This window comes from Pseudomonas sp. TMW22090, assembly GCF_022496665.1.
GTDB lineage: Bacteria > Pseudomonadota > Gammaproteobacteria > Pseudomonadales > Pseudomonadaceae > Aquipseudomonas > Aquipseudomonas gregormendelii.
The window spans coordinates 14,836-41,706 of record NZ_SCFH01000013.1 but is presented as its reverse complement, the minus strand read 5'-3'; the positions used below and the strand labels follow the sequence as shown (position 1 = coordinate 41,706).

The window sequence follows — 26,871 nt, the reverse complement described above, 5'->3', positions numbered from 1 at the left end:
GGCTGCTCCTACGGTTCGTGTATCGGCCGTGCTCACTCATGATCAAGGATCTGCAATGACTCCCCGTACCGCCCTTGGCGCCCTGCACATTGGTGCACTGATGTTCGGCCTGACCGGCGTGTTCGGCAAACTCGCGGCAGCCTCCCCGGCCGTGATCGTTTTTGGCCGCGCGGCGTTCGCGGTGCTCGCCCTGGCGGTGTTTGCGCGGTTCGCCAGTGCCACCCGCTGGCAACCTCTCGAAGCCGTGGATTGGCGCCGATTGTTACTCAGCGGCGTGCTGCTGGCCGGGCACTGGGTGAGCTTTTTCATCGCGGTGAAGGTCGCCGGCGTGGCGATTGCGACGTTGGGATTCGCCAGTTTCCCGGCTTTTACCGTGATCCTCGAAGGCCTGATCTTCCGCGAGCGAATTCGCGCCAACGAAATTCTCCTGGTGGTGCTGGTGAGTATTGGGCTGGTGCTGGTCACACCTGATTTCGACCTCGCCAGCGGCGCCACCACCGGCCTTTTGTGGGCAGTGGGTTCGGGTTTGCTCTTCGCTTTGTTGTCGTTGACCAACCGCGCCAGTTCCTCACGGATTCCGCCGGTGCAGGCCGCGCTGTGCCAGAACGTGGTGGTCGCGCTGTGCCTGCTGCCGGTGGCCGCACCGCAATTGAGCGAAGTGCGCGCCCTGGACTGGCTGTGGATCAGCCTGCTCGGAATCTTCTGCACCGGTGTCGCTCACAGCCTGTTCGTCGCCAGCCTGGCGGTGATCAAGGCTCGCACCGCCGCAGTGGTTTTCGCCATGGAACCGGTGTACGGCATCACCATGGCCTGGCTGCTGTTCAACGAAAATCCCACGCTACGCATGCTGCTCGGCGGCGCGTTGATCATCGTGGCGATTGTGGTCTCCAGCCGTCTTGCCGGCGGGTCAGACAAGAAAACCGTTGTTGCAGAGGCTGCCTCTCACTGAGTGCGGTCGTTGTGACCGAGGTCGCGGTCAGGATCAATCTGATCCCGAACCCGCTGTTTCAACACCTTGGCCTCGGGAAAACCGCCGTCACTCTTGCGCTCCCAAAGCTGCACGCCATCACAAAAAATATGGAACACCCCACCCGTGCCGGGCACCAGCGACACTTTGCCCAGGTCGTCACCAAAGGTACTGAGCAGTTCCTGGGCCAGCCAGGCTGCGCGCAGCAACCACTGGCACTGGGTGCAATAGGTGATGACAATTTCCGGTTTGCTGGCAGGCATGATTGACGAGACTCCAGAGGCGAGGGGCGCCGCTATAATAGCGACCTTTTCCGCTGGTCCCGAGATTCATGATGCGCCATCTACTGTCCTGCCTGCTGCTTTGCTTGCTGCCCATGATCGTCCAGGCCGCCGAGCCTCCCCGACCAAAAGTCGGCCTGGTGCTGTCCGGTGGCGCAGCCCGGGGCTTGGCGCACATTGGTGTGCTCAAGGCGCTGGAGGAGCAAGGCATCCAGATCGATGCCATCGCCGGCACCAGCATGGGTGCGGTGGTGGGCGGGTTATACGCATCCGGGTACAAGATCGATGAGCTGGAAAAGCTCGCCCTCAACATCGATTGGCAGCAGGCCCTGTCGGATGCGCCGCCCAGAGCCGACGTGCCGTTCCGGCGCAAGCAGGATGATCGCGACTTCCTGGTGAAGCAGAAACTCAGTTTTCGCGACGACGGCAGCCTCGGCTTGCCGCTCGGGGTCATCCAGGGCCAGAACCTTGCCCTGATGCTGGAAAGCCTGCTGGCCCATGCCAGCGATACCCGGGACTTTGACAAGCTGCCCATACCCTTCCGCGCAGTCGCCACCGACATTGCCAGTGGTGAGAAGGTGGTGTTTCGCAAGGGTCACCTGCCTCAGGTGATTCGCGCCAGCATGTCGATCCCGGCGGTGTTCGCCCCTGTCGAACTGGATGGGCGCCTGCTGGTGGACGGCGGCATGACCGATAACATCCCGCTGGATGTCGCCAGGGAAATGGGGGTTGACGTGGCGATCGTGGTCGACATCGGCACGCCCCTGCGCAACAGCAAGCAACTGACCACCGTGGTCGACGTGCTGAACCAGTCGATCACCTTGATGACCCGCCGCAACTCCGAAGAACAGCTCGCCGCCTTGCACCCGGACGACATCCTGATCCAGCCGTCACTGGCGAGTTTTGGGGTGACCGACTTCGGTCGTGCCGAAGAAATGATCGAGGCAGGCTATCGCGCAACCAGGATTCTCGATGCACGCCTGGCGCAGCTCAAGCCGTCGCAGCCGCTGGATCCCGAGCTGAGCGCCGCCCGTGAGCCCAGTGAGCGCACGCCGATCATCACCGCAATCAAGGTCGAGAATGACTCCAAAGTCGGCGATGATGTCATTCGGTACTATATTCGCCAGCACATTGGTCAACCACTGGACCTGGGGCGCCTGCAAACCGATATGGGCACCTTGTATGGCCTGGACTACTTCGAGCAGGTGCGATACCGAGTCGCCCACAAGGGCACTAGCCACACTCTGATCATCACTGCCCGCGGCAAGCGCAGCGGCACGGATTACCTGAGGCTGGGCTTGAACCTCTCGGACGATATGCGCGGCGACAGTGCGTTCAACCTGGGCGCCAGTTACCGCGTCAACGGCATCAACCGCCTGGGTGCCGAATGGTTGACCCGCGCGCAGATCGGCGACCGCCAGGAACTGTACAGCGAGTTCTACCAGCCACTGGATGTCGGATCGCGATATTTCATTGCGCCCTACGCCGCCTTTGACGCGCAGAACGTCGAAGCTACCCTGGACGACGATCCGATCGCCCAATACCGGGTTGAGCGCTACGGCTTTGGCCTGAACGTAGGCCGCCAGATCGGCAACAGCGGCGAAGTGCGCCTGGGTGTTGGCGAAGCCTGGGGCAAGGCAGACGTACGTATTGGCGACCAGGACCTGCCCAGCGAAAGCTTCAACGAAGGGTTTTATGAAGTGAAGTACTCGTTCGATTCACTGGATAACGTCTACTTCCCCCATGAAGGCGAAGACTTCGGCCTGGCCTTGCGGCAGTACGAACCCGGCCTGGGCTCGGACAATCGCTATCGACAATGGGAAGTCGCGCTGGACAAGGCCCTTAGCCACGGCCCGGACACCTTCATTCTCGGCGGCCGCTACGGGCGCACGCTCAACGACGCCAATGTGGTGACTTCCAGCTTCCTGCTCGGCGGAGCACGGCAGTTATCGGGTTTCAGGGAGGATGCGATTTCCGGGCAGAACATCAGCCTGATGCGCGCCGTCTACTATCGACGCCTGACACCGCGCTCTTACCTGCCGCTGGATTTTCCGCTGTATGCCGGTGGGTCACTGGAGCGAGGTCGGGCGTGGAACAACGACAATGAATTCGACAGTGGCTACATCAATGCCGCCAGCGTATTCATCGGCTTCGACACGCCCTTGGGGCCGCTGAACTTCAGTTACGGCTTTAACGATGCCGATGAGCAGGCCGTGTACCTGAACCTGGGGCAAACATTCTGAAGCCTGTGGGAGGGAGCCTGCTCGCGATTGCGGCTGGTCAGTCGCTATTTATGTCGACTGACTCACCGCTATCGCAAGCAGGCTCACTCCCACATTGATAACGACACATGCACTATCAGCGAATGCCAGCCAACAAACTCCGCGCGGTCTGCTTGAGAGGTTCATCGGCATCCTTGAGCAGCTCGTTGAGCAGCTCAATCGCGCTGTCCAGGTCGCCGTCATCAATACAGGTCTGAGCCTGTTCCAGTTTGCCGGCGTTGTCCGGTTCAAGACTGAAGGGCTCAATTTCCAGCGATGAGTCCGGGTCACCGAATTCGGCGAGGAAATCGTCATCCAACCCCTGGGAATCCGCAGGCGCATCCCACTCCAGCTCGGGTTCGCCCAGTGAAGGCTCCTCGGGCATTTCGAACACCTCGGGCAAGATGTGGAGATTGGAGTGAAACGCCGGCTCTTCTGGAAGTGCGGGTGGCGGCGGAGCGCTGTCGAAGGGGCTGATCAGGTCCCAATTGGCGTCCATCGACAGGTCATCCAGATTCAACTGGAACTCATCGCCCTGGGCAACAACGGGCGCTGCGGCGATCACTGAAGCGACAACCGGCGCAGCAGCCAGCGACGCCACGTTGTGCATTTTCGGGTGTCGGCTGCGAATGTCCTGCAGGGTCTGCGGGTCAAATCCTGAGTCGCGCAGCTGGGTTTCCTGGGCGTCATAGGCCGCCACGTCGCCCTGTTTGCCGAGTACTTCCAGCAGTTGCACGGCCAGATCAGTGCGCTGTGGCTCTTTGGCCAGCGCCTCGCGCAGCAAACCGGCAGCCTCGGAAAACCGGCCATAGGCCATGTAGATACCCACGCCCTCAAGCACGTCGCCCGACGGCGCATCCTCTAGGTGATCCGCCGCCGATTTGGCCAGCGGTGCCTGCATTCCTGAATGATCATCAGCCACCGACTCAGGCCGGGAAGCAGGCACCGGAGCCTCCTGCGCCACCTCATCCGCCTGTTGGCGTTGGCGCTGGCGCCGCATGAACAAACCCAGGAGTACCAGGACCGCCAAGGCCAGAACGCCGATAATCATTGGCCATTGACTGGCATCAGGCTGTTCAACGGCGACCACCGGCGGTGCCACGGCAACAGGTGCCGCGGGCGGTGCCTGTTGCACTTCGGCCAACCGGGTTTGCAGTTCGATCACCTGCTTCTTGTGGGCGGCAATCTGTTCGTCCTGTGTCTGCAGCCGCGCATTCAGCTCAGTGATGGTCGCTTGCAGTTGCTGGTTTTGCAGAACGCTGGCGGCCAACTGCTCTGCAGCGGGGTCAATTTCCGCGACCGGGGCAACAGCCTCGGCCTTGGGCGCAGCAGCTTTTTTCGGCGCTGGCACTGGCGTGGCTGCCGCAGGCTTGACTGCAGGAAACGGAGAATTTGGCGAAGTGGCGGCGGGTTCATCGACCACCGGAACAACACCCGGCGCGCCAGGAGGATCGATCAACACCGTGTATTCGCGCAGCACCCGCCCATTGGGCTGATTGAGCTGCACCAGGAAATTCAGGAAGGGTTCATTGACCGCTTTATTGGAGCTCACCCGGATCAGGCTGCGATTGCCCTTGAGGATTGGGGTGAACTTCAGGTCGTTGAGAAAAAACACACGTTCAACACCCGCGCGGCTGAATTCGTCCGCCGTGGCAAGATTGACCGACAGGTCGCCCTCTTCGAGCCCCGCCGCGTCCACCAGCGCGATGTCTGCCCGCAACGGCTGATTCAGCGCAGAATGCAGGGTGATTTCACCCAACCCCAGCGCAGGCGCCAATGCCGAGTAACACACAGCGCCACCCACCAGCAGCAGCCTGGTGCCACACCGCAAGACAACGTGCAAACTCTCAAGCATGAGCATCCCTTAGATAACCAGAACCAACCGTACGCGTTCGCACATCCGGTACGAACGCGATAATGCATAGTAGTTCTTTATAGTCCGCCCAACGGGCGATCTCAAAAGTCCTGCACGAAGCAACGAGTCAGGATTTTTCCAGGTTGGCCAGGATATGCCCGTGAACTCGCATGCATATCTTCAATTCCGCCTCATCGACGCCTTCAAACAGTTCCTGGCGCAGCTGGTTGGCAATGGTTTCAATCTGTTCAATCAACGGACGGGCCGGGGCGCAGAGGACGATTTTCTTCGCCCTGCGGTCTTCCACCACTGCCTGGCGCTGGACCAGACCCTGACTTTCGAGGCTGTCGAGCAATCTGGCCAGTGTCGGACCTTCTACGGCAACGCTTTGCGCCAACTCTCGTTGGGTCGGCGGCTCTCCGAAACGCGCGAGGTGCAACAGCACCAGCCAACGGGCCTGGGACAATCCCAGGCCAGCCAGGCGACGGTCCAGTTCGGCCCGCCAGCCACGGGACACCTGCGCCAACTGCATGCCAAAGCGGTGTTGATCGGTTAACGGCATAAAAAACTCATGGTTAGACTGAAATAGAGAAAACCTAATTATTAGTCAGCTAAGCATGGCCGATGACATGAAGCAAGGCTCGCTTTGTACTGAATCGTTACATCAAAGCAAGGGTTGTTTCAAATTTCGAATTCCGACTGCAGCGCCGCCCGGACGCAGTACAACACGCCCTCTGGAACCCGTCCGGCAAACATTGCCGCGATCTCCGCAACCGGTGGCAACTCGCCTTCACCGTCCAGGAACGCATCCTGGATTTCGCCCATCAATTCCTCGGGCAAATCCAGTGCCTGCTCCAGAGACAGCTGTTGCTTGCCAATCGCCTCGGCAAGCAGGGTGTACACATTCTTTTCCGAACACTGCAACTGGCCGGCGATCTGCAGTGGCGTCATGCCTGCGCGGGCCAGTGTGATCAACTCGTGGCGCAGGTCGGCCACCACCTTTGGCGCTTCGGCCTGGCCGCCCAGCACTTCGAGGAATGCCTCGCCGTAACGCTCCAGCTTGCGCGCGCCGACACCGCTGACCCGTGCCATCTCGGCCATGGAGCCCGGTTGGCTGCGCAGCATTTCCAGCAGGGTCGAGTCCGGGAAGATGACGTATGGTGGCACCCCGTGCTCTTCGGCAAGCTTGCGACGCAACGCGCGCAAGGCTTCCCACTGCTCGCGTTCTTCACCACGAACCAACTGGCTCGCCTGGCTCTTGCTGCTTTTCGCAGTCGTTTGCGGCTTGAGGTCTCGGCGCAGCTCCAGGGTGACTTCGCCCTTGAGCAGCGGCCGGCAAGTGGCGCTCAACCGCAGGCCGCCATAACCTTCGAGGTCGATGTCCGCCAGCCCGCGGGCAACCAGCTGGCGAAACAGCGATCGCCATTCGCTCTCGCCCATCGCCTTGCCGACACCAAACACTGACAGGTGCTGATGCCCAAAGCTGCGGACCTTTTCATTGTCCTTGCCCAGTAACACGTCCACCAGATGCCCCACACCATAACGCTGGCCGGTGCGGAAGATCGCCGAAAGGGCCTGGCGAGCCGGCTCGGTCGCGTCCCACGTCTGCACGCCATCGACACAGTTGTCGCAATGGCCACACGGCTGCGGCATGTCTTCGTCGAAATAGGCCAGCAAGGTTTGCCGGCGGCAGCGGGTTTCTTCGCACAGCGAAAGCATGGCGTCGAGCTTGTGCTGCTCCAGGCGCTTGTGACGCTCGTCGCCCTCGGAGTTCTGCAGCATCTGCTTGAGCATCACCACGTCTTGCAGGCCATAAGCCATCCAGGCATCAGCCGGCAGGCCATCACGCCCGCCGCGGCCGGTTTCCTGATAGTACGCTTCCAGGGATTTGGGCAAGTCCAGGTGCGCGACGAAACGCACGTTGGGTTTATCGATCCCCATGCCGAACGCCACGGTGGCCACCATGATCAGGCCTTCCTCGTTGAGAAAGCGCTTCTGGTGATGGGCGCGGGTTTCGTTGGGCAGCCCGGCGTGATAAGGCAGCGCAGGAAACCCCTGCTCGCTGAGGAATACCGCAACTTCGTCGACTTTCTTGCGCGACAGGCAGTAGACGATACCGGCGTCGCTGCGCCGCTCGGCCAGGAACGCCAGCAACTGCTTGCGCGGCTGCTCCTTGGGGACGATGCGATAGAAGATGTTCGGGCGGTCGAAACTCGACAGGAAACGCTCGGCGTCCTGCAGGTGCAGGCGATCGACGATTTCTTCGCGGGTGCGTTTGTCGGCGGTGGCAGTCAGCGCGATACGCGGAACGTTGGGAAACAGCTCGGCCAGTTGGCCCAGCTGCAGGTATTCGCGGCGGAAATCGTGACCCCATTGCGATACGCAGTGTGCTTCATCGATGGCGAACAGGGCGATTTCCAGGCTTTGCAGGAATGCCAGCATCCGCGGCTGAACCAGGCGTTCTGGCGCGAGGTACAACATTTTCACTTCACCGCGCTTGATGCGGTTGGCCAGGTCCCGTTGCTGTTCGGCGCTCAGTGTGGAGTTCAACGCAGCGGCGGCAACACCCAGTTCTTCGAGGGTGGCGACCTGGTCGTCCATCAACGCAATCAGCGGCGAGACCACGACGGCCAGGCCTTCGCGCAGCAGTGCCGGTACCTGGAAGCACAGGGACTTGCCGCCGCCGGTAGGCATCAGCACCAGGGCGTCGCCACCACTGGCCACGCGCTCAATGATCGCACCCTGGCGGCCACGAAAGCTGTCGTAGCCGAAGATGTCCTTGAGGACGCGTTGAGCCTGTTCGAGCATAAAAACTCCAAAAATCACCGAAACATCCCTGCAAGGCTGGTTCAGAATCGCGCGGTCTGCACTGACAAATCGTAAGTGCGGATTGCATGACGCTGTCCATCTCAGCCATGACGCCGGCAGGGCATCGCAAAACGCGGGAGTATACCCGACCCCTCCGGTTCAAAGGGTGCCGCTGAGTAGACACATTGGGACAAACACTTCATGGGTGGGTGTGGTGGGTGTGGTGGGTGTGGTGGGTGTGGTGGGTGTGGTGGGTGTGGTGGGTGTGTAGGAGCTGTCGAGTGAAACGAGGCTGCGATCTTTTGATCTTGCTTTGTGTGCATATCCATTGCTGCGGTAACGGCGGCTTATGGTTCCGCTCTTACAGCGGGTCACTTTTAAAAAGCGCAAAAGTAACCAAAACGCTCTTGCCCCACCACTCGGCACCTCGCCTGGGCTCGGTGTGCCCGCGATCAAGAACCGAGCCGTGGCGGCCTTCGGGCCGACCAAGGCATCAAGCTGGCGCGCTTCGCTTGTTTGGTCGTGCACCTTTTCTGGATATGCAATGGGCGCTGTGAGGTGGTATCCGAGGAAGGCGAATTCCCTGGAAAGTGATCCCTCTGGAAAGTCATCTCTGTGGAGGTTCGAAATCTGTAGAGAGTGCGAGTATGCACATCAGAGCAGCGCAGCGCGCCGGCGTGATGCCTTGGTCGGCCCAGAGGCCGCCACGGCGAGGCTCTTGATCGCAGGCGCCCCGTTAAACCACGCTGGCCGAACGCAGGCATTGCGCAGCGGGGAAACCGGCAAGGATGCCGGTTTAGCCGCGCTGGGCCAGGGATGGCCCATCGCGGCGACCCGCGGAGTAATGCCGGAGTGAGGGCACACCGAGCCTGAGCGAGGTGCCGAGTGGTGGGGCAAGAGCGCTTTGGTTACTTTGCGCCGGGGCGCGCAGCCTCTTCGAAAGTGACCCGCCGTAAGGGCGGAACCATAAGCCGCCGTTACCGCAGCAATGGATATGCACACACAGCAAGATCAAAAGATCGCAGCCTCGTTTCACTCGACAGCTCCTACTCAGCTCCTACAGAGCGCATATGGAAAAACGAGGCCCGAGGGGGCAAATGTGCCGCGCGGCTGGCCTGACTGCTCAAGAAGGCCTAGAATTCCCGCATCTGTTTAATTCCCAAGGTAGCCCTTTAATGTCCTTCGCTGAGCAACTAACCCGCCTGCAAGTCTTCCTCGACGCCGATGAACTGCATGACGAGGCGCTGGACTACGTGGCCGCCCACGGCTACCTCACGGCCCTGTCGATCTGCTCCGAAACCGTACCGGACCGTGAATGGATCGATGCCCTGTTCGCCGAAGAGCCGCATTACGCCGACGACACCGAGCGTGAAGCCATCGAATCCACCCTGCTGGCACTCAAAGCCCACATCGCTCGCCAGCTGGCTTCCGATGAAGAATTCGAGCTGCCTTGCGAACTCGATCTTGGCGAAGACCCGGATGATTCCGACCTGCGCGGCTGGTGCATCGGCTTCATGGAAGGTGTGTTCCTGCGTGAAGCCGCCTGGTTTGAGACCGCTGAAGACGAAGTCAGCGAAATGCTGCTGCCGATCATGGTCGGTTCGGGCCTGTTCGACGAGCAACCGGAATTCTCCGATATCGCCGCCGATGCCAATCTGATGGACGACATGATCGTGCAGATCCCGGAAGCCCTGACCGCGCTGTACCTGCTGTGCAACGCGCCTGACGAAAAACCGGCCATCCTCAAGCCTCGTCACCACTAAGGTTCTGCCTATGGACAATCCCATAGGCAACCGCTCCCTGATGTTGCGCTACGGGCTGCTGGCCATCGGCTGGCTCAGCGTAGCGTTGGGGGTGATCGGGATCTTCCTGCCGGTATTGCCCACGACCCCTTTCCTGTTGCTGGCCGCTGCCTGTTTTGCCCGCAGTTCACCGCGCTTTTACCATTGGCTGGTGGAGCATCCGCGCCTAGGGCCGTGGATCCGTGGTTACCTTGACGGTAACGGCATTCCGCTCAAGGGCAAGGTCTACGCCATCGGGCTGATGTGGGTGAGCATCGGGTTTTCCTGCTACCTGGTACCGATGCCGTGGGCGCGGGGCTTCATGTTGACCAGTGCGGTGCTGGTGACCATTTACATCCTCAAACAGAAAACCCTGCGCAAGCCCTGATCGCCTCGTCACAGCATCCCCTGTGACTCAATGCAACTGCATTGCCAACCGACGATCTGCCCTCTTCCCCTGCAAACACCGCCTAGACTCCATCCATCTGCACCCCGAGCAGCCCGACATGCCCCGTCGCCGGCGTAGTCCAGGATGGTCAACGCTCCGACTTCGGTTCGGCGGATGGCTGCTGCTGGCATTTTGGCTGGTACCGGGCCTGGGTGCGGTCTTCGCCAGCTGGGATTATGCGCAGGTCTTGCAGAACGCCCAGGCCCGATACGGCGCGCAGGGTCCCGCGCAAAGGCGGATAGAGGCCTGGAGCCAGTTGCTGCAAGGTCAACAGGATCAGCCAGAGCGCGAGCAACTCAATGCGGTCAATCGCTTCTTCAACCAGCAACTGACTTTCCAGGACGATACGCGCATCTGGCGCCAGGTCGATTACTGGGCCACACCCGTCGAATCCCTGGTCAAGGGCGCGGGCGACTGCGAGGACTATGCCCTGGCCAAGTATTTCAGCCTGCGCCATCTCGGCATTCCCAGCGACAAATTGCGCATCACCTACGTCAAAGCCCTGACCCAGAACCAGGCGCACATGGTACTGACCTTCTACAGCAGCCCCACGGCCGATCCGCTGGTGCTGGACAACCTGGTGGGCGAGATCTCCCCCGCCTCACGGCGCAAGGACCTGCTACCGGTCTACGCCTTCAATGCCGAGGGGCTTTACCTGCCGGGAGCTAACGGCGGCAAGCGTTCCAGCGACTCGAAAAAGTTGTCGCGCTGGCAGGATGTGTTGAAAAAAATGCAGGTTGAAGGTTTCGCCGTGGGCGACGGCTAGTCGTCCTCGCAAGGTCTCGCAAGGAGCGTGTTATGTCACTGCGCAAACAATTGTTTCTCGCCATTTGCCTGTTCCTGCTGGTGGCGTTCAGCGGCAGCTTTTTTGTCAGCCTGGAAAGCTCCCGCGACCAGATGCTCGGGCAGTTGCGCTCACACGCCCAGGACGCGGCGACGGCGCTGGGGTTGTCATTGACCGCGCAAGTAGACGATCCGGCGATGATGGAGTTGATGGTCAGCTCGATTTTCGACAGTGGCTACTTCACCCGCATCCGGGTAGTCAGCATTGCCGATGAGCAGGTGTTGGTGGAGCGCAGCGCCCAGGCCCGCGGCGAACGTGTGCCCGGCTGGTTCACCAGGCTGGTCGACCTGCGTCCCCAGGGAGGCGAAGCGTTGATCATGCGCGGCTGGGAGCAATTCGCCCGGGTCGAAGTATTGAGCAACCCGCGATTTGCCCTGGCCAAGCTCTGGGACAGTACATTGGGCAGCCTGATCTGGTTGCTTATCTGCGGGCTGCTCAGCGCGGTGTTCGGCGGCTGGTTGCTGCGCCGGCAATTGCGCCCGCTGGACAAGATGGTCAAACAGGCCGAAGCCATCAGCAAACGCGAATTTCGCAGCCTGACGAAATTGCCCCGCACCCCGGAATTGAAACGCGTGGTGCTGGCGATGAATCAGATGGTCGAAAAACTCAAGGCGCTGTTCGCCGAAGAAGCCGCTCGCAGCGAAAAACTGCGCGCCGAATCCTACCTCGATGGCCTCACCGGGCTGGCCAACCGACGGTTACTGGACGAGCAATTGGCGGATCATTTGCTGGTGGCCGAGCAGAGCAGTGAGGGCCACCTGCTGATGCTGCGGATCAACGATCTGGCGGGGCTGAATCAGCGCATGGGCGGACAGCGCACTGATGCATTGATCAACGCAGTCGCCGAATTGCTCAAGCGTCTTTGCGGACTACCCGAGCGTAGTACCTGGCTGGCTGCGCGTAATCGTGGCGGTGAGTTCAGCTTGCTGACACCTGGATTGGGCCAGGCGGACGCCGCCCGCCTGGTCGCGGAAGTCAGTGCCACCCTGGAGAACCTGCGCCTGACCGGCGCCAGTGACAGCATGCCAGTGGCGCACCTGGGCATCGTCCCCTATCACCCGGGAGAATCCGCCAATGCGGTGCTGCTGCGCCTGGATCAAGCCCTGACTCAGGCCCGGCAACACCCCGAGCGGCCGTGGACATACCTGGACAGCGGTGACTGCGCGCCGAACCAGTCCCAGCACGACTGGCGCACCTGGATCGACGAAGCCCTGACGCAGGGGAATATGCAGCTGTACTTTCAGCCGGTGGTGCAATGCGCCGACACCAGCCAGGTGCTTCACCACAAAGTCCTGGCACGCTTGCTCGACCCCAGCGGCGAGGCGATTGCCGCCGGGCATTTCCTGCCCTGGATAGAGCGTCTGGGCTGGTCAGCGCGCATGGACCTGGCGATGCTCGAAGCGACCCTCGATTACCTTGTCGTCAATCGCTGGCCGCTGGCATTGAGCCTGTCTGGCAGCACCCTGCGCGATCCGGCGCAGTTGGCGAAGATACTCGACATGCTCGAATCGTTACCCGATCTGGCGCCGCTGCTGACCCTGGAAATCGACGAACGCCAACTGCCGCCCCCGCTGGAGTTGCAGCATTTGTGTCATAGCCTGCTCGACACCGGCTATCGCGTCGGGCTGCAGCATTTTGGCGGCAGCTTCAGCCAGATCGGCAACCTGACACAGCTGGGGTTGGCTTACTTGAAGATTGATGGTGCGTATATCCGGGGTATAGATCGCCAGGACGACAAGCGCCTGTTCATTGATGCGATCTTCCGGGCAACCAACAGTATTGATTTGCCGTTGATTGCGGAGATGGTCGAGACCCAGGGAGAGTTTGCGACGATCAGGGAATTAGGGGTGTATGGGGTCATGGGCAGGTTCATCGGGCCGCCTGAGCCAATGTGACGGGGTAGCTGCCCCCCACGGTGGAAGCACGACTTGCCCGCGACGGCGTCTTCGCTATCGCAGGCAAGCCTTGCTCCCACAGGAGATCAGCCTCTCTCCTTCACTTTTCAGATCAAACCGTATCCACCTTCAACGAGTGATCATTCAACATCCCGTTGATGATGGTCGCCGTGTCATGCCCCCCGGCGACCACACCACCCGCCCCCGGCGTGACGCCGTAGTGGCTGGCGAGGTTGACACCGGCAAGGTCAATGGTCTGGTTCGGTGTGGCGCCGGCCATGGCGCTGACGTCGATGCTGGTCAGGACCGAAGCGCCACTGCCGACAACCTTGAAGTGCAGGTAATCATCCAGCGAAGCGGCCGTGCCGTTTTCACCTTGCAGCAGTTGCGACAAGTCGAGCTTGTCGGTGCCCGGGGTGAAGTCAGTGACCAGGTCATGCCCGGAGTTGCCTTTGAGCCACTGGAAGGTATCCGCGCCAGCGCCGCCGGTGAGGGTGTTGTTGCCCAGGCCGCCGATGAGGAAGTCATCGCCGCCACCGCCGTTGAGGACGTCGTTGCCCAGGCCGCCAGTGATGATGTTGCTGTTGTTGTCGCCCATCAGGCTGTCATTGAAGTTGGAGCCGGTGAGGTTCTCCAGGCCGGTGAGGGTATCAGTGCCGGCGCCTCCGGTGTTTTGCGCAGTGAGCAGGCCCAGGTCGACGGTGACACCGCTGGTGGCATGGGCGTAGCTGACGGTATCGATACCAGCGCCGCCGTCCAGCAGATCGTTACCTGCCCCGCTGAACAACAGGTCGTTGCCGGCACCGCCGTGCAGTTCGTTGTTACCGGCACCCGCCGTCAACACGTCGTTGCCATCGCCGGCATTGAGCACGTTGTTGCCGGTGCCGGCCATCAGAACGTCGTCACCCGCGGTACCCGTGAGGGTATGGCCGTCCTGGTAGCTGATGGTCACATTCGCCGTGTCACTGCCGCCGTGGGTGTCATTGGCGCTGTAGGCGCCGTTGAAGTCCGGGGTGACATCATGGGCACCGGCGTAGTTGACCGTCATGGTCAGCTGGTAGTTTTCGGCGTTGTTGGCGCCAACGCCGCCGCTGGTATTGGCGATGTTGGTGACGTGAATCTGGTAGGTGCCATCGGCATCGGCCGTGATGGTAGCGCCATCGGCAAGGGTCACGAAGGCACCGCCATTGAGTGAGTACTCCATGGCAATCCGACCGCCCGCCAGGTTGTGATCCAGATTGAGGGTCTCACCCTCCTTGAGTTTCACCGTGATGAGGTCTTCATCATTGGCATTGGAAGTGGTGACAGAGCCCAGATAACCACTGATCACCAGCACGGCTGTCATCGCTGCTGTATTGGCCGCGAAGGACCCGCGCACATCCGCCAGGTTCTGGTTCGCGGCGGTGTTGTTGCTGCCCTTGAAGTTGATCGCGCCGGTGCCGACAAAGTCCGCGCCCCTGGCCACCCAACCGGTGTTGAAGGTAGTCGGCGCTGCGGTGAGGGTATCGCCTTCGGGATCAGTGTCGTTGGCCAGCAACAATTCGCCAGGTACCACCACGCTGCCGGACAGCACGTTGGTGATGATGTGGTCGTCGACGGCCACGGGCGCGGCGTTCGGCACGACCTTGACCACCAGGGTCGAGCTCGCCAGGTCGCCGTCGTTGTCGCTGACGGTGAAGCCGATATTTTCGGTGATCACCACGTTCGTGGCTTTCTGCGAGGTGTAGTTGTACTCACCGCTGTCGAGGTTGATGACCAGCGTACCGCCGTTATTGGTGGCGATGCTCAGGGAGTTGTTTACCGTGTTGAACGTGCCGTGGTTGTCCCCGCCGCTGGAAATCAGTGAGCCCTGGTTGTTCAACGCTTTAGGATCGTAGGTGTACGTGGTGCCATCGACGACGATGGACTTGATGAAACCGCCATCGGCACCAAAGTTTCCGCCCTCCAGCAAGGTGCCCGTGACCGGGGCACCCTGCACGGTGCCCGAGAGTACCGAGTTGAGCTGGTTGAGATCGGTCACCACCACAGCATTGGTGTTGGTGTGGGTGCTGCCGTCATAGGCGACCGGATCGAGGTAGGCATTGCTGACGCCGTTGCCCAGGCCGATTGCGTAGTTCTTGATGTTATTAGCGTCGAGGAAGGCTTTGAGTGAAGCCTCGTCGGCCGCGTTGATGTCACCTTCGTTGGGTTTGCCGTCCGAGAAGAAGTAGCCGACATTCTGCGCGCCGGTCAGTTTGCCGGCCGTGTTGAACGCGGTCTTCATGGTTGCCACGGCGGCATCGTAGTTGGTCCCGCCGCCCGCCGTCAGGCCCGAAATGATCGACTTGGCCGTGGCCACGTCAACCCAGATCGCGGTCTTGTCGGTGGCGTTGCTGCTGAAAGTGACGATCTGCACCTTCACGTCGCCAAGGTCGTCGTACTTGTCGAGCAAGGCACTGATCGCCTGCTTGGCCAGGGCCAGGCGCGACAGGCCAGGCACGCCGGACGCATCGGCCATACTGCCGGACACGTCGATCACCAACAGCAGGTTGGAATCGATTTCCACCGCCGCCACCGAACGCTCGGAAGCAACGGCCTTGGGCACGTCATCGACGATGTTCACCACGATGGTGCTGGTGGTGGTGTTGCCCAGGGCATCAGTGGCCTTGTAGGTGAAGCTTTCGCTCAGGCTGTTGGGCCCGTCGTTGGCGTTCGGCGAGGTTTTCGGCGCCGAGGTCAATGTGTAGGTGTAGGTGCCGTTGGGGTTGAGGAGCATTTGCCCGTAGGCCCCGGTGCCACTGCTGACCAGGGTGTAGGTGATTGCGCCGGTAGCCCCGGTGACCGAACCGACCAGTGTTCCCGTGGACGTTTCGCCGGTATTGCCCGGATCGCTGCCGACCACGGTGCCGGCCGCGAGGTCCAGGCCGTCCTTGCTCAGGTCCAGGGCTTTTTCGTAGACCGTCACGTCGGTGTCGGACACCGCCTTGATGCAACTGTTGGACACGTCGATGGTGAGGGTGGTAGTGCTTTCATCGCCATCGGCATCGCGCACGGTGTAGGTGAACACGTCAGTCGCGCCCGCTACGCCCACCGAGTCCGGCCGGCTGTGGTAGGTCGCGTTGCCGTTGGCATCCAGGGTGAGGTAACCGTAGGCGCCATTGATATTGGTGTTGAGGCCGCCGCTGGCCGAGGTCGAGGTGTCGCTGCCGGCACGCACGCCGACCACCGCACCGGTGGCCGCCGGGCCATCGGAGCCGCCGATGTCATTGACCAGGACGTTGGTGCCGACCGTCCCGCCCTCTTGCACCTGCTTGAAGTCCGGATTGGCGCTCGGCAAGTCATCGATGATGTTGACGTTGATCTGGCCCGACGCAGTACTGCCGTCGTTGTCGTGCGCCACTACGTCGAAATTCTCGACGAGGGCGTTGGCGCCGTCGGCCGCTGGGTGCGTTTCGCTGCCCACCAGGGTGTAGCTGTAGCTGAGCACGCCCGTGACGGGATCGAAGCCGTTGATGGTCAGGAAGTTACCCAGCGGGGTCACCACGGTGTGCGGCAGCCCGACCACTGCGCCGTTGGCGACCACCGCGAAGCCACCCACGACCAGGGAGTTCAGGCCGTCGAGTGCCGTGACGGTGAAAGTGCCGGACTGGGTCAGCGCCGGCGCGTCGGGGTTGGTGCCCCAGTCGAGGTTCTTCTCGTAGACGGTGAGTTCGCCGCCGTTGACGTCCAGGCCGCCGATGATCACCGGATCATCGTTGTTATGGATCTGCAGCACCAGGTTGGCGGTGCTGGTATCGCCGTCGGCATCGGTGATGGTGTAGGCGAACGTCTCAGTGCCTTTGCCGCGACCTTCCAGGGCCTTGAAGTCCGCGTCGTTGGTGTCCAGCGTATAGGTGTACGTGCCGTTGGCGTTCAGCACCAGGGTGCCGTAAGTGCCGACGAATGTACCCGGCGTGACTGGGCCGGTGTTCGGGCCGGTCGCGACAAGGTCCGCGCCTTGCACGTCATTGGTCAGGACATTGCCGTCGAGGGTCAGGCGGGTTTCCGACGCATTGTCGGCGTTGCTGTCGTCCACAGCCTTTGGCACGTCATCGACTATGTTCACCACGATGGTGCTGGTGGTGATGTTGCCCAGGGAATCGGTCGCCTGGTAGGTGAAGCTTTCGCTCAGGGTGTTGGGGCCATCGTTGGCCTGCGGGGTGGTGCTCGCTGGCGAAGTCAGGGTGTAGGTGTAGGTGCCGTCGGCATTGAGCTGAATCTGCCCATAGCTGCCCGTGGCGCTGCCGACCAGGGCGTAGGTGATCGCACCCACGGCGCCCGTGACCGAGCCCACCAGCGTTCCGGAAGCGGTCTCGCCAGTATTGCCCGGCTGGCTGCCGGCGACGGTGCCAGCCGCCAGGTCCTGGCCATCTTTAGTCAGGTCGAGAGCCTTTTCATACACCGTCACATCGCTGTCGGACACTGCCTTCAGACAGCTGTTGTAGACGTCAATGGTGAGCGTGGTGGTGCTCTCATCGCCATCGGCATCGCGCACGGTGTAAGTGAATACATCAATCGCGCCGGGCCCGCTGACGCTGTTCGGGTTGCTTTGATAGGTGGCGTTGCCGTTGGCATCCAGGGTCAGGTAACCGTAGGCGCCATTGATATTGGTGTTGAGGCCACCGCTGGCCGAGGTCGAGGTGTCGCTGCCGGCACGCACGCCGACCACCGCACCCGTGGCCGCCGGGCCATCGGAGCCGCCGATGTCATTGACCAGGACGTTGGTGCCGACCGTCCCGCCCTCTTGCACCTGCTTGAAGTCCGGATTGGCACTCGGCAAGTCATCGATGATGTTGACGTTGATCTGGCCCGACGCAGTACTGCCGTCGTTGTCGTGCGCCACCACGTCGAAATTCTCGACGAGGGCGTTGGCGCCGTCGGCCGCTGGGTGCGTTTCGCTGCCCACCAGGGTGTAGCTGTAGCTGAGCACGCCCGTGACGGGATCGAAGCCGTTGATGGTCAGGAAGTTACCCAGCGGGGTCACCACGGTGTGCGGCAAGCCGACCACCTCGCCGTTGGCGACCACCGCGAAGCCACCCACGACCAGGGAGTTCAGGCCGTCGAGTGCCGTGACGGTGAAGGTCCCGGACTGGGTCAGCGCGGGCGAATCGGGGTTGGTACCCCAGTCGAGGTTCTTCTCGTAGACGGTGAGTTCGCCGCCGTTGACATCCAGGCCGCCGATGATCACCGGATCATCGTTGTTATGGATCTGCAGCACCAGGTTGGCGGTACTGGTATCGCCGTCGGCATCGGTGATGGTGTAGGCGAACGTCTCAGTGCCTTTGCCGCGACCTTCCAGGGCCTTGAAGTCCGCGTCGTTGGTGTCCAGCGTATAGGTGTACGTGCCGTTGGCGTTCAGCACCAGGGTGCCGTAGGTGCCTACGAATGTGCCGGCGGTGATCGGCCCGGCGCTTGGCCCGGTCGGTACCCGGTCAGCGCCCTGCACGTCATTGGTCAGCACGTTGCCGTTAAGGGTCAACTGGCTTTCCGAGGCGGTGCCGGCATTGCTGTCATCCACCGCGCTGGGCAGGTCGTCGACGATGTTGACGTCGAGGCTGGCATTGGCCGTGGTGCCGTTGTCATCGACCACGGTCACTGCAAACTGCTCGGACAGGTTGTTCGCGCCGCTGGCGTTCGCATGGGCTTCGTTATCGGCCAGGGTGTAGCTGTAGCTGACCACACCGGTGGTGATGTCAAAGCCGGTGATGGTCAAGGTGCTGCCCAGCGGAGTGACGATCGACTGCGGGAAGCCGGCGCTCACACCACCGACCACCACGTTCAGGCCGCCGACGCTGAGGGTCTGCACGCCGTCGAGCGCGGTGATGGTGAAGGTGCCGGTCTGGGTCAGCGCAGGGGTATCCGGCGCGCTGCCGTCGCCGAGGTTTTTTTCGTAGACCGTCAGCTCGCCACCGTTGACGTTCAAACCGTCGATGGTCACCGGATCATCGTTGTTATGGATCTGCAGCACCAGGTTCGCGGTGCTGGTATCGCCGTCGGAATCGGTGATGGTGTAGGCGAAGGTTTCAGTACCGTCGCCACCGCCGTGCAACGCCTTGAAGTCCGCATCGCTGGTGTTCAGCGTGTAGGTGTAAGTGCCATTGGCGTTCAGCACCAGGGTGCCATAGGCCCCATTGAAGGTGCCGGGCGTGATCGGGCCGGTGTTCTCCCCGGTCGCTACCCGGTCAGCGCCTTGCACGTCGTTGGTCAGCACATTGCCGTTGAGGGTCAGCAGGGTTTCCGAGGCGGTATTGGCGTTGCTGTCATCCACGGCGTTGGGCAGGTCGTCGACGATGTTGACGTCGAGGCTGGCATTGGCGGTTGTGCCGTTGTCATCGACCACGGTGACTGCAAACTGCTCCGACAGATTATTCGCACCATCGGCATTGGCATGGGTTTCGTTGTCGGCCAGGGTGTAGCTGTAGCTGACGATGCCGGTTGCGCTGTCGTAACCGGTAATGGTCAGCGTACTGCCCAGCGGGGTGGTAATCGATTGCGGCAAACCTGCGCTGACGCCACCGCTCACCACGCTGATCCCGCCAATGCTCAGGTTCTGCACACCGTCGAGCGCAGTGATGGTAAAGGTGCCGCTTTGGGTCAGTGCGCCAGCATCCGGCGCGCTGCCGTCGCCCAGGTTTTTCTCGTAGACGGACAGCTCGCCGCCTGACACGCCGAGCCCGCCGATATCGATCGGGTCATCGTTGTTGTGAATGTTCAGCACCAGCGTTGCGGTGCTGGTATCACCATCCGAATCGGTAAGGGTGTAGACGAAGCTTTCCGTGCCGCTGCCACCACCGTGCAGGGCTTTGAAGTCGGCGTCATTAGGGTTCAGCGTGTAGGTGTAGGTGCCGTTCGGATTGAGCACCAGGGTGCCGTAGGTGCCGGTGAACGTACCGCCGATTACCGGCCCGCTATTGGGGCCGGTGGGAATGCGGTCGGCACCCTGGATGTCGTTGGGCAGCACGCTGCCGGTCAGGGTCAACAGGGTTTCCGAAGCGGTATTAACGTTGCTGTCGTCGATCGCTGTTGGCGCATCGTCGGTGATGTTGATGTCCAGTGAACCGGTAGCCGTGTCGCCGTTGGTGTCGCCCGCGACCACGGTGAATTGTTCGCTGAGGGAGTTCGCGCCGTCACCCGCCGAATGGGTGTCGTTGCCATTGAGGGTGTAGCTGTAGCTCACCACGCCTGTGGCCGGATCATAACCCGTGATCGTCAGCGTGTTACCCAGCTGAGTGGTGATCGATTGCGGGAAGCCTGCCGCCACGCCACCACTTAACACACTGATACCGCCCACGTTCAGGTTGAGCAGGCCATCGGCCGCTGTCACGGTGAAGGTGCCGTTCTGGGTCAGCGCCAAGGGATTGCTGGCCGTGCCGTCGGGAAGATTGGCCTCGTTGAGGGTCAGCTCGCCGCCCGAGGTATTCAGGCCGCCAAGGATGACGGGGTTGTTCACGACCAACGGTGGCACGACGACGGGAGGTGTGGCGTCGTCCTGGTTATCGAGGCTTTTGTCGGGATCGTTGAAGATGCGCTCCAGGGGAAACTCTGGAATGCCGTTGAATCCTGCCGTCGGGAAACCCACGGTCGGATCGACCCGGCCTGCCACTTCCTCGAGCAGTACAAAACTGTGGCCGCCGCCCAGGGCTCCGGCAGCGGTGCTGCCCGTTGGCCCGGCCGCAGTGGCTTCACCGGTTTGAGTCGGGTCTTCGCCAGCGGCGATGGCTTTCTGCAGGCGTTCGACGTCGGTCAGTTGTGCCTCGCTGGGCGTCACGGCTTCCGGCGTCTGCACATGGGGCGCCTGGTGCGCGAGCAGTTGCGAGGTCATTTGCAGGCTGCTGCCACGCCCAAGCGTCATCTCCTGGCCATTCTGCAGCTTCACCGCCACCGCCCCTTCGGCCCCGGTGACCAATTGATCGCCGGCAAACAGCCGATCGCCCTCGACCAGCGCGCGTCGGGTGCCGTCACCCGCTACAGCAACCACCTGACCAATGACTTTAGTGACGATACCGATGAGCGTAGCCATGTGCATTTCCTCCGCTGCCAACCGTTGCCGGCAGCCTGTTTTTTGCGAAGATCGTGCTCATGGAAAAAAGCCAGTTGCCGGGTGAATCGTCTACCGGGCTACGGGTTTTTCCCCGGATTATTCCGGGTCAACCGTGGCCCTGGCGACTTTCTCGCCAAGCCTGTCGCGTATGGGCAATCAGCGCCTGATTCGAATAAACCCAATACATTCAATGGCTTTGGGCTACTAATCGGCAAAAATGATCACCTGCCAGCGATGCGTTACAGTTCTGAACCGGTCAAGTGACAAAAAAATGTCACCCCCAAACTGCCCCGCCTCCTTCCCCTCCAGCACTCCATCGTCCGTTATCGATAAATGGTTGGAACTTTCGATTTGCCCTTGCAAGCTCCCTAGAGCTCGTAATACAAGGGTTCCACGAGTGAACAATGTGCTGGATTTTTCAGAGCGCATAAGTTTTTTTTGGCATAAGACTTATGAGAAAAATTTCTTAGCTTTGCTCTAGAATGTTCTTAGCTCTGTTGTTACAAGCTTGAAACGGTTTTCACTATAAATGCCGTCAAATATTTGGCGACTGATAAGCATCATTAGGAATCAGGGAGATACACCCATGCGCGTTTTAACCCCCCTCTGCAGCGCGATTTTGCTGGCCATGGCCTGCACTTCACAGGCCCAGGCCATGTCCTTGACCGAGGCCATCCAAAGCACCATTGCAACTCACCCGGAACTTGCCTCACGCGTGGACGCGCGGCTGTCCGCGGACGAAGAAGTCAAAATCGCCAAAGGGGGCTTCTATCCATCTGTCGATCTGAACGCTGCTTACGGCCGCGGCTACAGCGATAACACCAGCACCCGCGCACAGGGCAATCACAACACGGAGATCCTGACTTACACCCAGTCGGAACTGCGCCTGCGGCAGATGCTGTTTGACGGTTTCAACACCGCCAACGAAGTCGAACGCACCAAAGGCGTGGTCAATTCCCGGGCCTATTACGCTCAGGGCACTGCCCAGGACCTGGCCCTGCGCACCATCGAGGTCTACCTCGAAGTGCTCAAGCGTCGCGAACTGGTGACCCTGGCCAAGAACAACCTGCAAGCTCACCTGCGCGTCAATGACCAGATCGGCCTGCGCACCGAGCGCGGCATCGGCAGCACAGCCGACGCCGACCAGTCCACCGCTCGTCGGGCACTGGCGCAAAACAACCTGGACACCGCCGAAGTCGACCTGGCTGACGCCGAATCGAATTTCTACGCCGTGGTGGGTCGCCTGCCGGATGAACTGGAAACCCTGCCTTCGACCCGCGGTGAGTTGCCCGCCACCCTGCAGGAAGCCCAGCAGAGCATGGTGGAGAACAACCCGTACCTGAAATCCGCCCAGGCAGACGTGCAGTCCGCCGAGAGCCAGTACGAAGTTGCCAAGTCGCCGTTCTTCCCACGCTTCGACGCTGAAGCGGCCGTGGGCGCGAACAACAACGTGCAGGGCGATGAAGGTCACGACAACGAGTGGCGGGTCGGTGTGGTGATGAACTACAACCTGTTCCGCGGCGGCAGCGACAAGGCCCGTCTGCAGTCCAACGCGCACCAGATCAACCAGGCCATGGACATCCGCAACAACGCCCTGCGCCAGCTCAACGAAAATATCCACCTGGCCTGGAACGCCATGCTCAACGCGAAGAAGCAGACGCCGACCGCGCGCGAGTACGCCGAAACGACCAAACGCGTACGTGCGGCCTACCAGGACCAGTTCGGCCTCGGCCAGCGCACCCTGCTGGACGTGCTCGACAGTGAAAACGAGCTCTACAACGCCAACCGTCGCTACACCGAAGTTCGCTACACCGAGGAATACTCGATGTACCGCATCCTCTCGAACATGGGCCTGTTGCTGAGCAAACAACGCGTGGTGCTGCCTGCCGATGCGATCGCCCAGACCGAAGTGAAGAACGAAGCCCGCTTGCCTGAACTGAGGTAAGTGCCGAGGCAGGAGCTGCCGCAGGCTCGGTCCTCTGATTTTTTCTGATCAGGAAATCGCAGGCTTCGCCCGCTCCTCCCCGTGCGGTATGTGTTGTGTTGATGTGGCAGCCCGTTCACCTGGAGCGATCAATTTGACCAGCATGGAAACCGGCAACACTGGTGTCGATCCGCGTCTTGGCTTCGACGACCCGCTTCTTGACGGGCTGTTGATCCTCTGCAAACTCCACGGCGCGACGGTCAGTCGCGCCAGCCTGAGTGCCGGGCTGCCCCTGAACAAACAACGCCTGAGCCTGGACCTGCTGCCCCGCGCAGCAGCCCGGGCCGGTTTGCAGGCGCGCGTGCTGCGCCGGGACCTGGCGGATATTTCCCCTCTCAACCTGCCAGTCATGCTGATACTGGGCAACGGCCGCACGGCCGTTCTGCGACGTCTGGGAGACGATGGCCGCCTGCTCATCCTGCCCAGCGAAGCCGACGGTGGCGAACAATGGGTCAGCCGTGAAGAGCTGACTGAAAATTACAGCGGCCAGGCATTGTTTGCCCGGCCACGCCATGAACTTGAAGACCTGCGCTCGCCCCTGGTTCCCCGGGTGGAAGCCTGGTTTCGCGACACACTGAAACTGTCCAAATGGCTGTACAGCGACGCCATCCTGACGAGCTTCCTGATCAACCTCCTGGGCCTGATGGTCCCGCTGTTCGTCATGCAGACCTACGACCGGGTCGTGCCGAACCAGGCCACATCGACCCTGTGGGTGCTGTCCATCGGCTTGCTGATCGGCACCGGTTTTGAACTGGTGCTGCGCGTGGTGCGCGCGCACCTGCTGGACACCGCCGGGAAGAAAACCGACGTGATTCTCTCGGCTACCCTGTTCGAGCGCATCACTGGCATGTCGATGAAGGCACGGCCGGCCACCATCGGCGGGTTTGCCCAGAGCATCCATGACTTCCAGGGCCTGCGTGAATTTCTCACCGCCGTGACCCTCACCAGCCTGATCGACCTGCCATTCGCCGTGCTCATGCTGGTGGTGATCGGTCTGCTGGGCGGCTGGCTGGTGGTGATTCCGCTGCTGGCATTTCCGATCACCATCATCTTCGCGATGATCATCCAGGCACGCCTGCGCGACACCGTGCAAAAAAGCCTGACCCTGGGTGCGGAACGCCAGGCGCTGCTGATTGAAACCCTCGGCGGCCTGGAAACACTCAAGGCCTGCAGCGCCGAAAGCGAGCGCCAGCACAAATGGGAAACCACCCACGGCGCCCTGACCCGCCTCGACAGCCACGCCCGCAATCTCTCGGCCCTGGCCACCAACGGCACCCTGTTCATCCAGCAATTTTCCGGCATGGCGACCATCGTCGCCGGGGTCTACAGCATCATTGCCGGCAACCTCAGCGTTGGTGCGCTGGTGGCGACCTACATGCTCGGCAGCCGGGTGCTGGCACCGCTCGGGCAGATTGCCGGCCTGATCACGCGTTACCAGCAAGCGCAGTTGACCATGAAAAGCACCGATGCGCTGATGGGCCTGCCCCAGGAGCGCGACGCCCGGCAACGGCCGCTGGAGCGCACGCAACTGCAAGGCGCCCTCGACGTCAGTGGCGTGACCTTTCACTACAACGGCCAGAGTGCCCCGGCGCTGCACAACGTGAGTTTCAGCGTGAAACTTGGTGAGCGCATCGGCATTATCGGCCGCAGCGGCTCGGGCAAAAGCACCCTCGCCCGCCTGGTGATGGGTTTCTACACACCGGAAGAAGGCCAGTTGCTGCTCGACGGCCTGGACCTGCGGCAACTGGATGTCGCCGACTTGCGCCAGCAGATCGGCTACGTTGCCCATGACTTGCCGCTGCTGGCCGGCAGCCTGCGCGATAACCTGACGCTGGGCGCCCGCTATGTCAGTGACTCGCGGATGCTCGAAGTGGCGGAGCTCACCGGCGTCACCGAGCTCGCCCGTCAGCACCCGCAAGGCTTCGACCGACCGGTAGGTGAACGCGGCCAGTTGCTTTCCGGCGGCCAGCGCCAGGCCGTGCTGCTGGCCCGGGCCTTGTTGCTCGACCCACCGATCATGCTGCTCGACGAACCCACCAGTGCCATGGACAACAGCAGCGAAGACGTCCTGCGCCAGAAACTCCACGACTGGGTCCAGGGCAAGACCCTGCTGCTGGTCACCCACCGAACCTCGATGCTCAGCCTGGTGGATCGGCTGGTGGTGCTGGACAACGGACGGATCGTCGCCGACGGTCCGAAAGAAGCGGTCATCGATGCACTGCGCAAGGGCCGCGTCGGCTCTGCAGCGGTCTAGGAGTTGCCCATGGCCCGATCATCATCCGACTCGCCCGAAGCAAAGCCGCGCGGTTATTTCGGCAGTTTCAGGAAAAGCGCCGAGAGCGAGTTCATGCCGGAGACCGCCGGCGCGACCCTGCAGGATTCCCCGCGCTGGTCGCGGATCACCGTGTGGCTGGCGGCCGGGCTGATCATCAGCGCCGTGGTCTGGGCCAAATTCGCCGTGCTCCAGGAAGTCACCATGGGCGAAGGCAAGGCGATTCCGTCGAGCAAGGTCCAGGTAATCCAAAACCTGGAAGGCGGCATCGTCACCGAGATTTTTGTCCGCGAGGGGCAGATGGTGAACAAGGGCGATACCTTGCTGCGCCTGGATGACACCCGTTTTCTATCGAACAAGGGTGAGAGCGAGGCCGATCGGTATGCCTTGACCGCCCAGGTAGAACGCTTGTCCGCAGAGGCCGAAGGGCGGCCCTTCAAGTTGTCGGCCGAGGTGATCGCCAAGGCGCCGCAAGTGGCCGAGGACGAGCGCTCGCTCTACGAGCAACGGCAGCGTCGACTGGCCAGTGAACAGCGCACGCTCAGCGAACAGCTGCGGCAAAAAACTCAGGAACTGGCGGAGTTTCGCTCGAAACAGGGGCAATTCAGTTCGAGCCTGGCCCTACTGCAGCAAGAGATGAACATGTCAGCACCGCTGGTCGGCACCGGTGCCGTGTCACCCGTGGAAATCCTGCGACTCAAGCGCAGCGCGGTGGAAATTCGCGGCTCGTTGAACGCCACGACCCTGGCCATTCCTCGGGCGGAATCGGCGATTGCTGAAATCAAGAGCAAGATTGACGAGTCCGAACAATCCTTCCGTTCGGACGCTGCCAAGGAGCTCAACGAGAAACGCACCGACCTGTCAAAAATCACCGCGTCGAGCATCGCCATCGACGACCGCGTCACCCGCACCACGGTGGTCTCGCCGGTTCACGGGATCATCAAGGTGCTGAAGGTCAACACCATAGGCGGTGTGGTCCAGCCCGGCAGCGACATGGTGGAAATCGTACCGCTGGAAGACAACCTGCTGATCGAGGCCAAGGTCCGTCCGCAGGACGTGGCGTTTCTGCATCCGGGGCAGCGGGCGATGGTCAAGTTCAGCGCCTATGACTACACCATCTATGGCGGCTTGAGCGCCAAGCTGGAGTTGATTGGCGCCGATACCATTACCGATGACAAGGGCAACAGCTTTTATCTGATCCAGGTGCGCACCGACAAGAACCACCTGGGTGGGGATGCGAAGCCGTTGCTGATCATCCCGGGGATGGTGGCGACGGTGGATATCATCACCGGTGAGAAGAGTGTGCTGGACTACCTGCTCAAGCCGGTGCTGAAGGCGCGGACCGAGGCGATGCGTGAGCGGTAGGTCTGGTCTGGAGTGGTAGTAATAGCTCTACCGTCTTCGCGGGCAAGCCCG

At 61.5% G+C, this 26,871-nt stretch carries 14 protein-coding genes; 9 read left to right on the top strand and 5 right to left on the bottom strand.

Annotated elements, in window-relative coordinates; genetic code table 11:
- The first annotated feature begins 55 nt into the window (after positions 1 to 55).
- Entirely contained in the window at positions 56 to 949 is an 894-nt protein-coding gene (locus EQV97_RS27265; RefSeq protein ID WP_122837906.1) for a DMT family transporter, read from the top strand.
- Here the strand turns inward: EQV97_RS27265 and EQV97_RS27260 are convergent.
- The gene (locus EQV97_RS27260) at positions 943 to 1,230 is read right to left on the bottom strand and encodes a SelT/SelW/SelH family protein (RefSeq protein WP_045058847.1); all 288 of its coding nucleotides are present in this window, start codon (positions 1,228 to 1,230) and stop codon (positions 943 to 945) included. The genes EQV97_RS27265 and EQV97_RS27260 overlap by 7 nt on opposite strands.
- Positions 1,231 to 1,301: 71 nt before the next feature.
- On the opposite strand from EQV97_RS27260, the gene EQV97_RS27255 reads away from it, so the two are divergent.
- Positions 1,302 to 3,491 carry a patatin-like phospholipase family protein gene (locus EQV97_RS27255; protein WP_240890438.1) on the top strand — a complete coding sequence of 730 codons (2,190 nt, stop codon included), beginning with the start codon at positions 1,302 to 1,304 and terminating at the stop codon, positions 3,489 to 3,491.
- Between the two features lie 115 nt (positions 3,492 to 3,606).
- Here the strand turns inward: EQV97_RS27255 and EQV97_RS27250 are convergent, their stop codons facing one another.
- The 3 genes from EQV97_RS27250 to recQ form a co-directional block, all read right to left on the bottom strand.
- Positions 3,607 to 5,364 carry a FimV/HubP family polar landmark protein gene (locus tag EQV97_RS27250; protein WP_240890437.1) on the bottom strand — a complete coding sequence of 586 codons (1,758 nt, stop codon included), beginning with the start codon at positions 5,362 to 5,364 and terminating at the stop codon, positions 3,607 to 3,609.
- 127 nt (positions 5,365 to 5,491) lie between these two features.
- Positions 5,492 to 5,926 (bottom strand): MarR family transcriptional regulator, encoded by a 435-nt coding sequence (locus tag EQV97_RS27245; RefSeq protein ID WP_045058845.1) that lies wholly within the window; start codon positions 5,924 to 5,926, stop codon positions 5,492 to 5,494.
- A gap of 119 nt (positions 5,927 to 6,045) precedes the next feature.
- On the bottom strand, positions 6,046 to 8,172 hold the full coding sequence (gene recQ / locus EQV97_RS27240; RefSeq protein ID WP_122837904.1) for a DNA helicase RecQ: 2,127 nt from the start codon (positions 8,170 to 8,172) through the stop codon (positions 6,046 to 6,048).
- A gap of 1,175 nt (positions 8,173 to 9,347) precedes the next feature.
- Here recQ and EQV97_RS27235 point away from each other — a divergent pair.
- From EQV97_RS27235 to lapD, 4 genes are all read left to right on the top strand, one after another.
- Positions 9,348 to 9,935 (top strand): YecA family protein, encoded by a 588-nt coding sequence (locus tag EQV97_RS27235; RefSeq protein WP_045058676.1) that lies wholly within the window; start codon positions 9,348 to 9,350, stop codon positions 9,933 to 9,935.
- Between the two features lie 10 nt (positions 9,936 to 9,945).
- The gene (locus tag EQV97_RS27230) at positions 9,946 to 10,341 is read left to right on the top strand and encodes a YbaN family protein (RefSeq protein ID WP_122837903.1); all 396 of its coding nucleotides are present in this window, start codon (positions 9,946 to 9,948) and stop codon (positions 10,339 to 10,341) included.
- 118 nt (positions 10,342 to 10,459) lie between these two features.
- Positions 10,460 to 11,167, top strand: coding sequence for a cysteine protease LapG (gene lapG, locus EQV97_RS27225; protein ID WP_122837902.1), 708 nt, complete (start codon positions 10,460 to 10,462; stop codon positions 11,165 to 11,167).
- A 32-nt stretch (positions 11,168 to 11,199) separates the two neighbouring features.
- Positions 11,200 to 13,140: a cyclic di-GMP receptor LapD gene (gene lapD / locus EQV97_RS27220; protein WP_240890436.1), complete on the top strand. Its 1,941-nt coding sequence runs from the start codon at positions 11,200 to 11,202 to the stop codon at positions 13,138 to 13,140.
- Positions 13,141 to 13,252: 112 nt separating this feature from the next.
- Here lapD and EQV97_RS27215 read toward each other — a convergent pair whose 3' ends face one another.
- Entirely contained in the window at positions 13,253 to 21,178 is a 7,926-nt protein-coding gene (locus tag EQV97_RS27215; RefSeq protein WP_240890435.1) for a retention module-containing protein, read from the bottom strand.
- Between the two features lie 607 nt (positions 21,179 to 21,785).
- Here EQV97_RS27215 and EQV97_RS27210 point away from each other — a divergent pair.
- The 3 genes from EQV97_RS27210 to EQV97_RS27200 all read left to right on the top strand — a co-directional run bounded on the left by EQV97_RS27210 (position 21,786) and on the right by EQV97_RS27200 (position 26,820).
- Positions 21,786 to 23,144 carry a TolC family outer membrane protein gene (locus tag EQV97_RS27210; RefSeq protein ID WP_122837899.1) on the top strand — a complete coding sequence of 453 codons (1,359 nt, stop codon included), beginning with the start codon at positions 21,786 to 21,788 and terminating at the stop codon, positions 23,142 to 23,144.
- 133 nt (positions 23,145 to 23,277) lie between these two features.
- Entirely contained in the window at positions 23,278 to 25,437 is a 2,160-nt protein-coding gene (locus tag EQV97_RS27205; protein WP_240890434.1) for a type I secretion system permease/ATPase, read from the top strand.
- Positions 25,438 to 25,446: 9 nt separating this feature from the next.
- On the top strand, positions 25,447 to 26,820 hold the full coding sequence (locus EQV97_RS27200; protein WP_240890433.1) for an HlyD family type I secretion periplasmic adaptor subunit: 1,374 nt from the start codon (positions 25,447 to 25,449) through the stop codon (positions 26,818 to 26,820).
- The last annotated feature ends 51 nt before the right edge of the window (positions 26,821 to 26,871 follow it).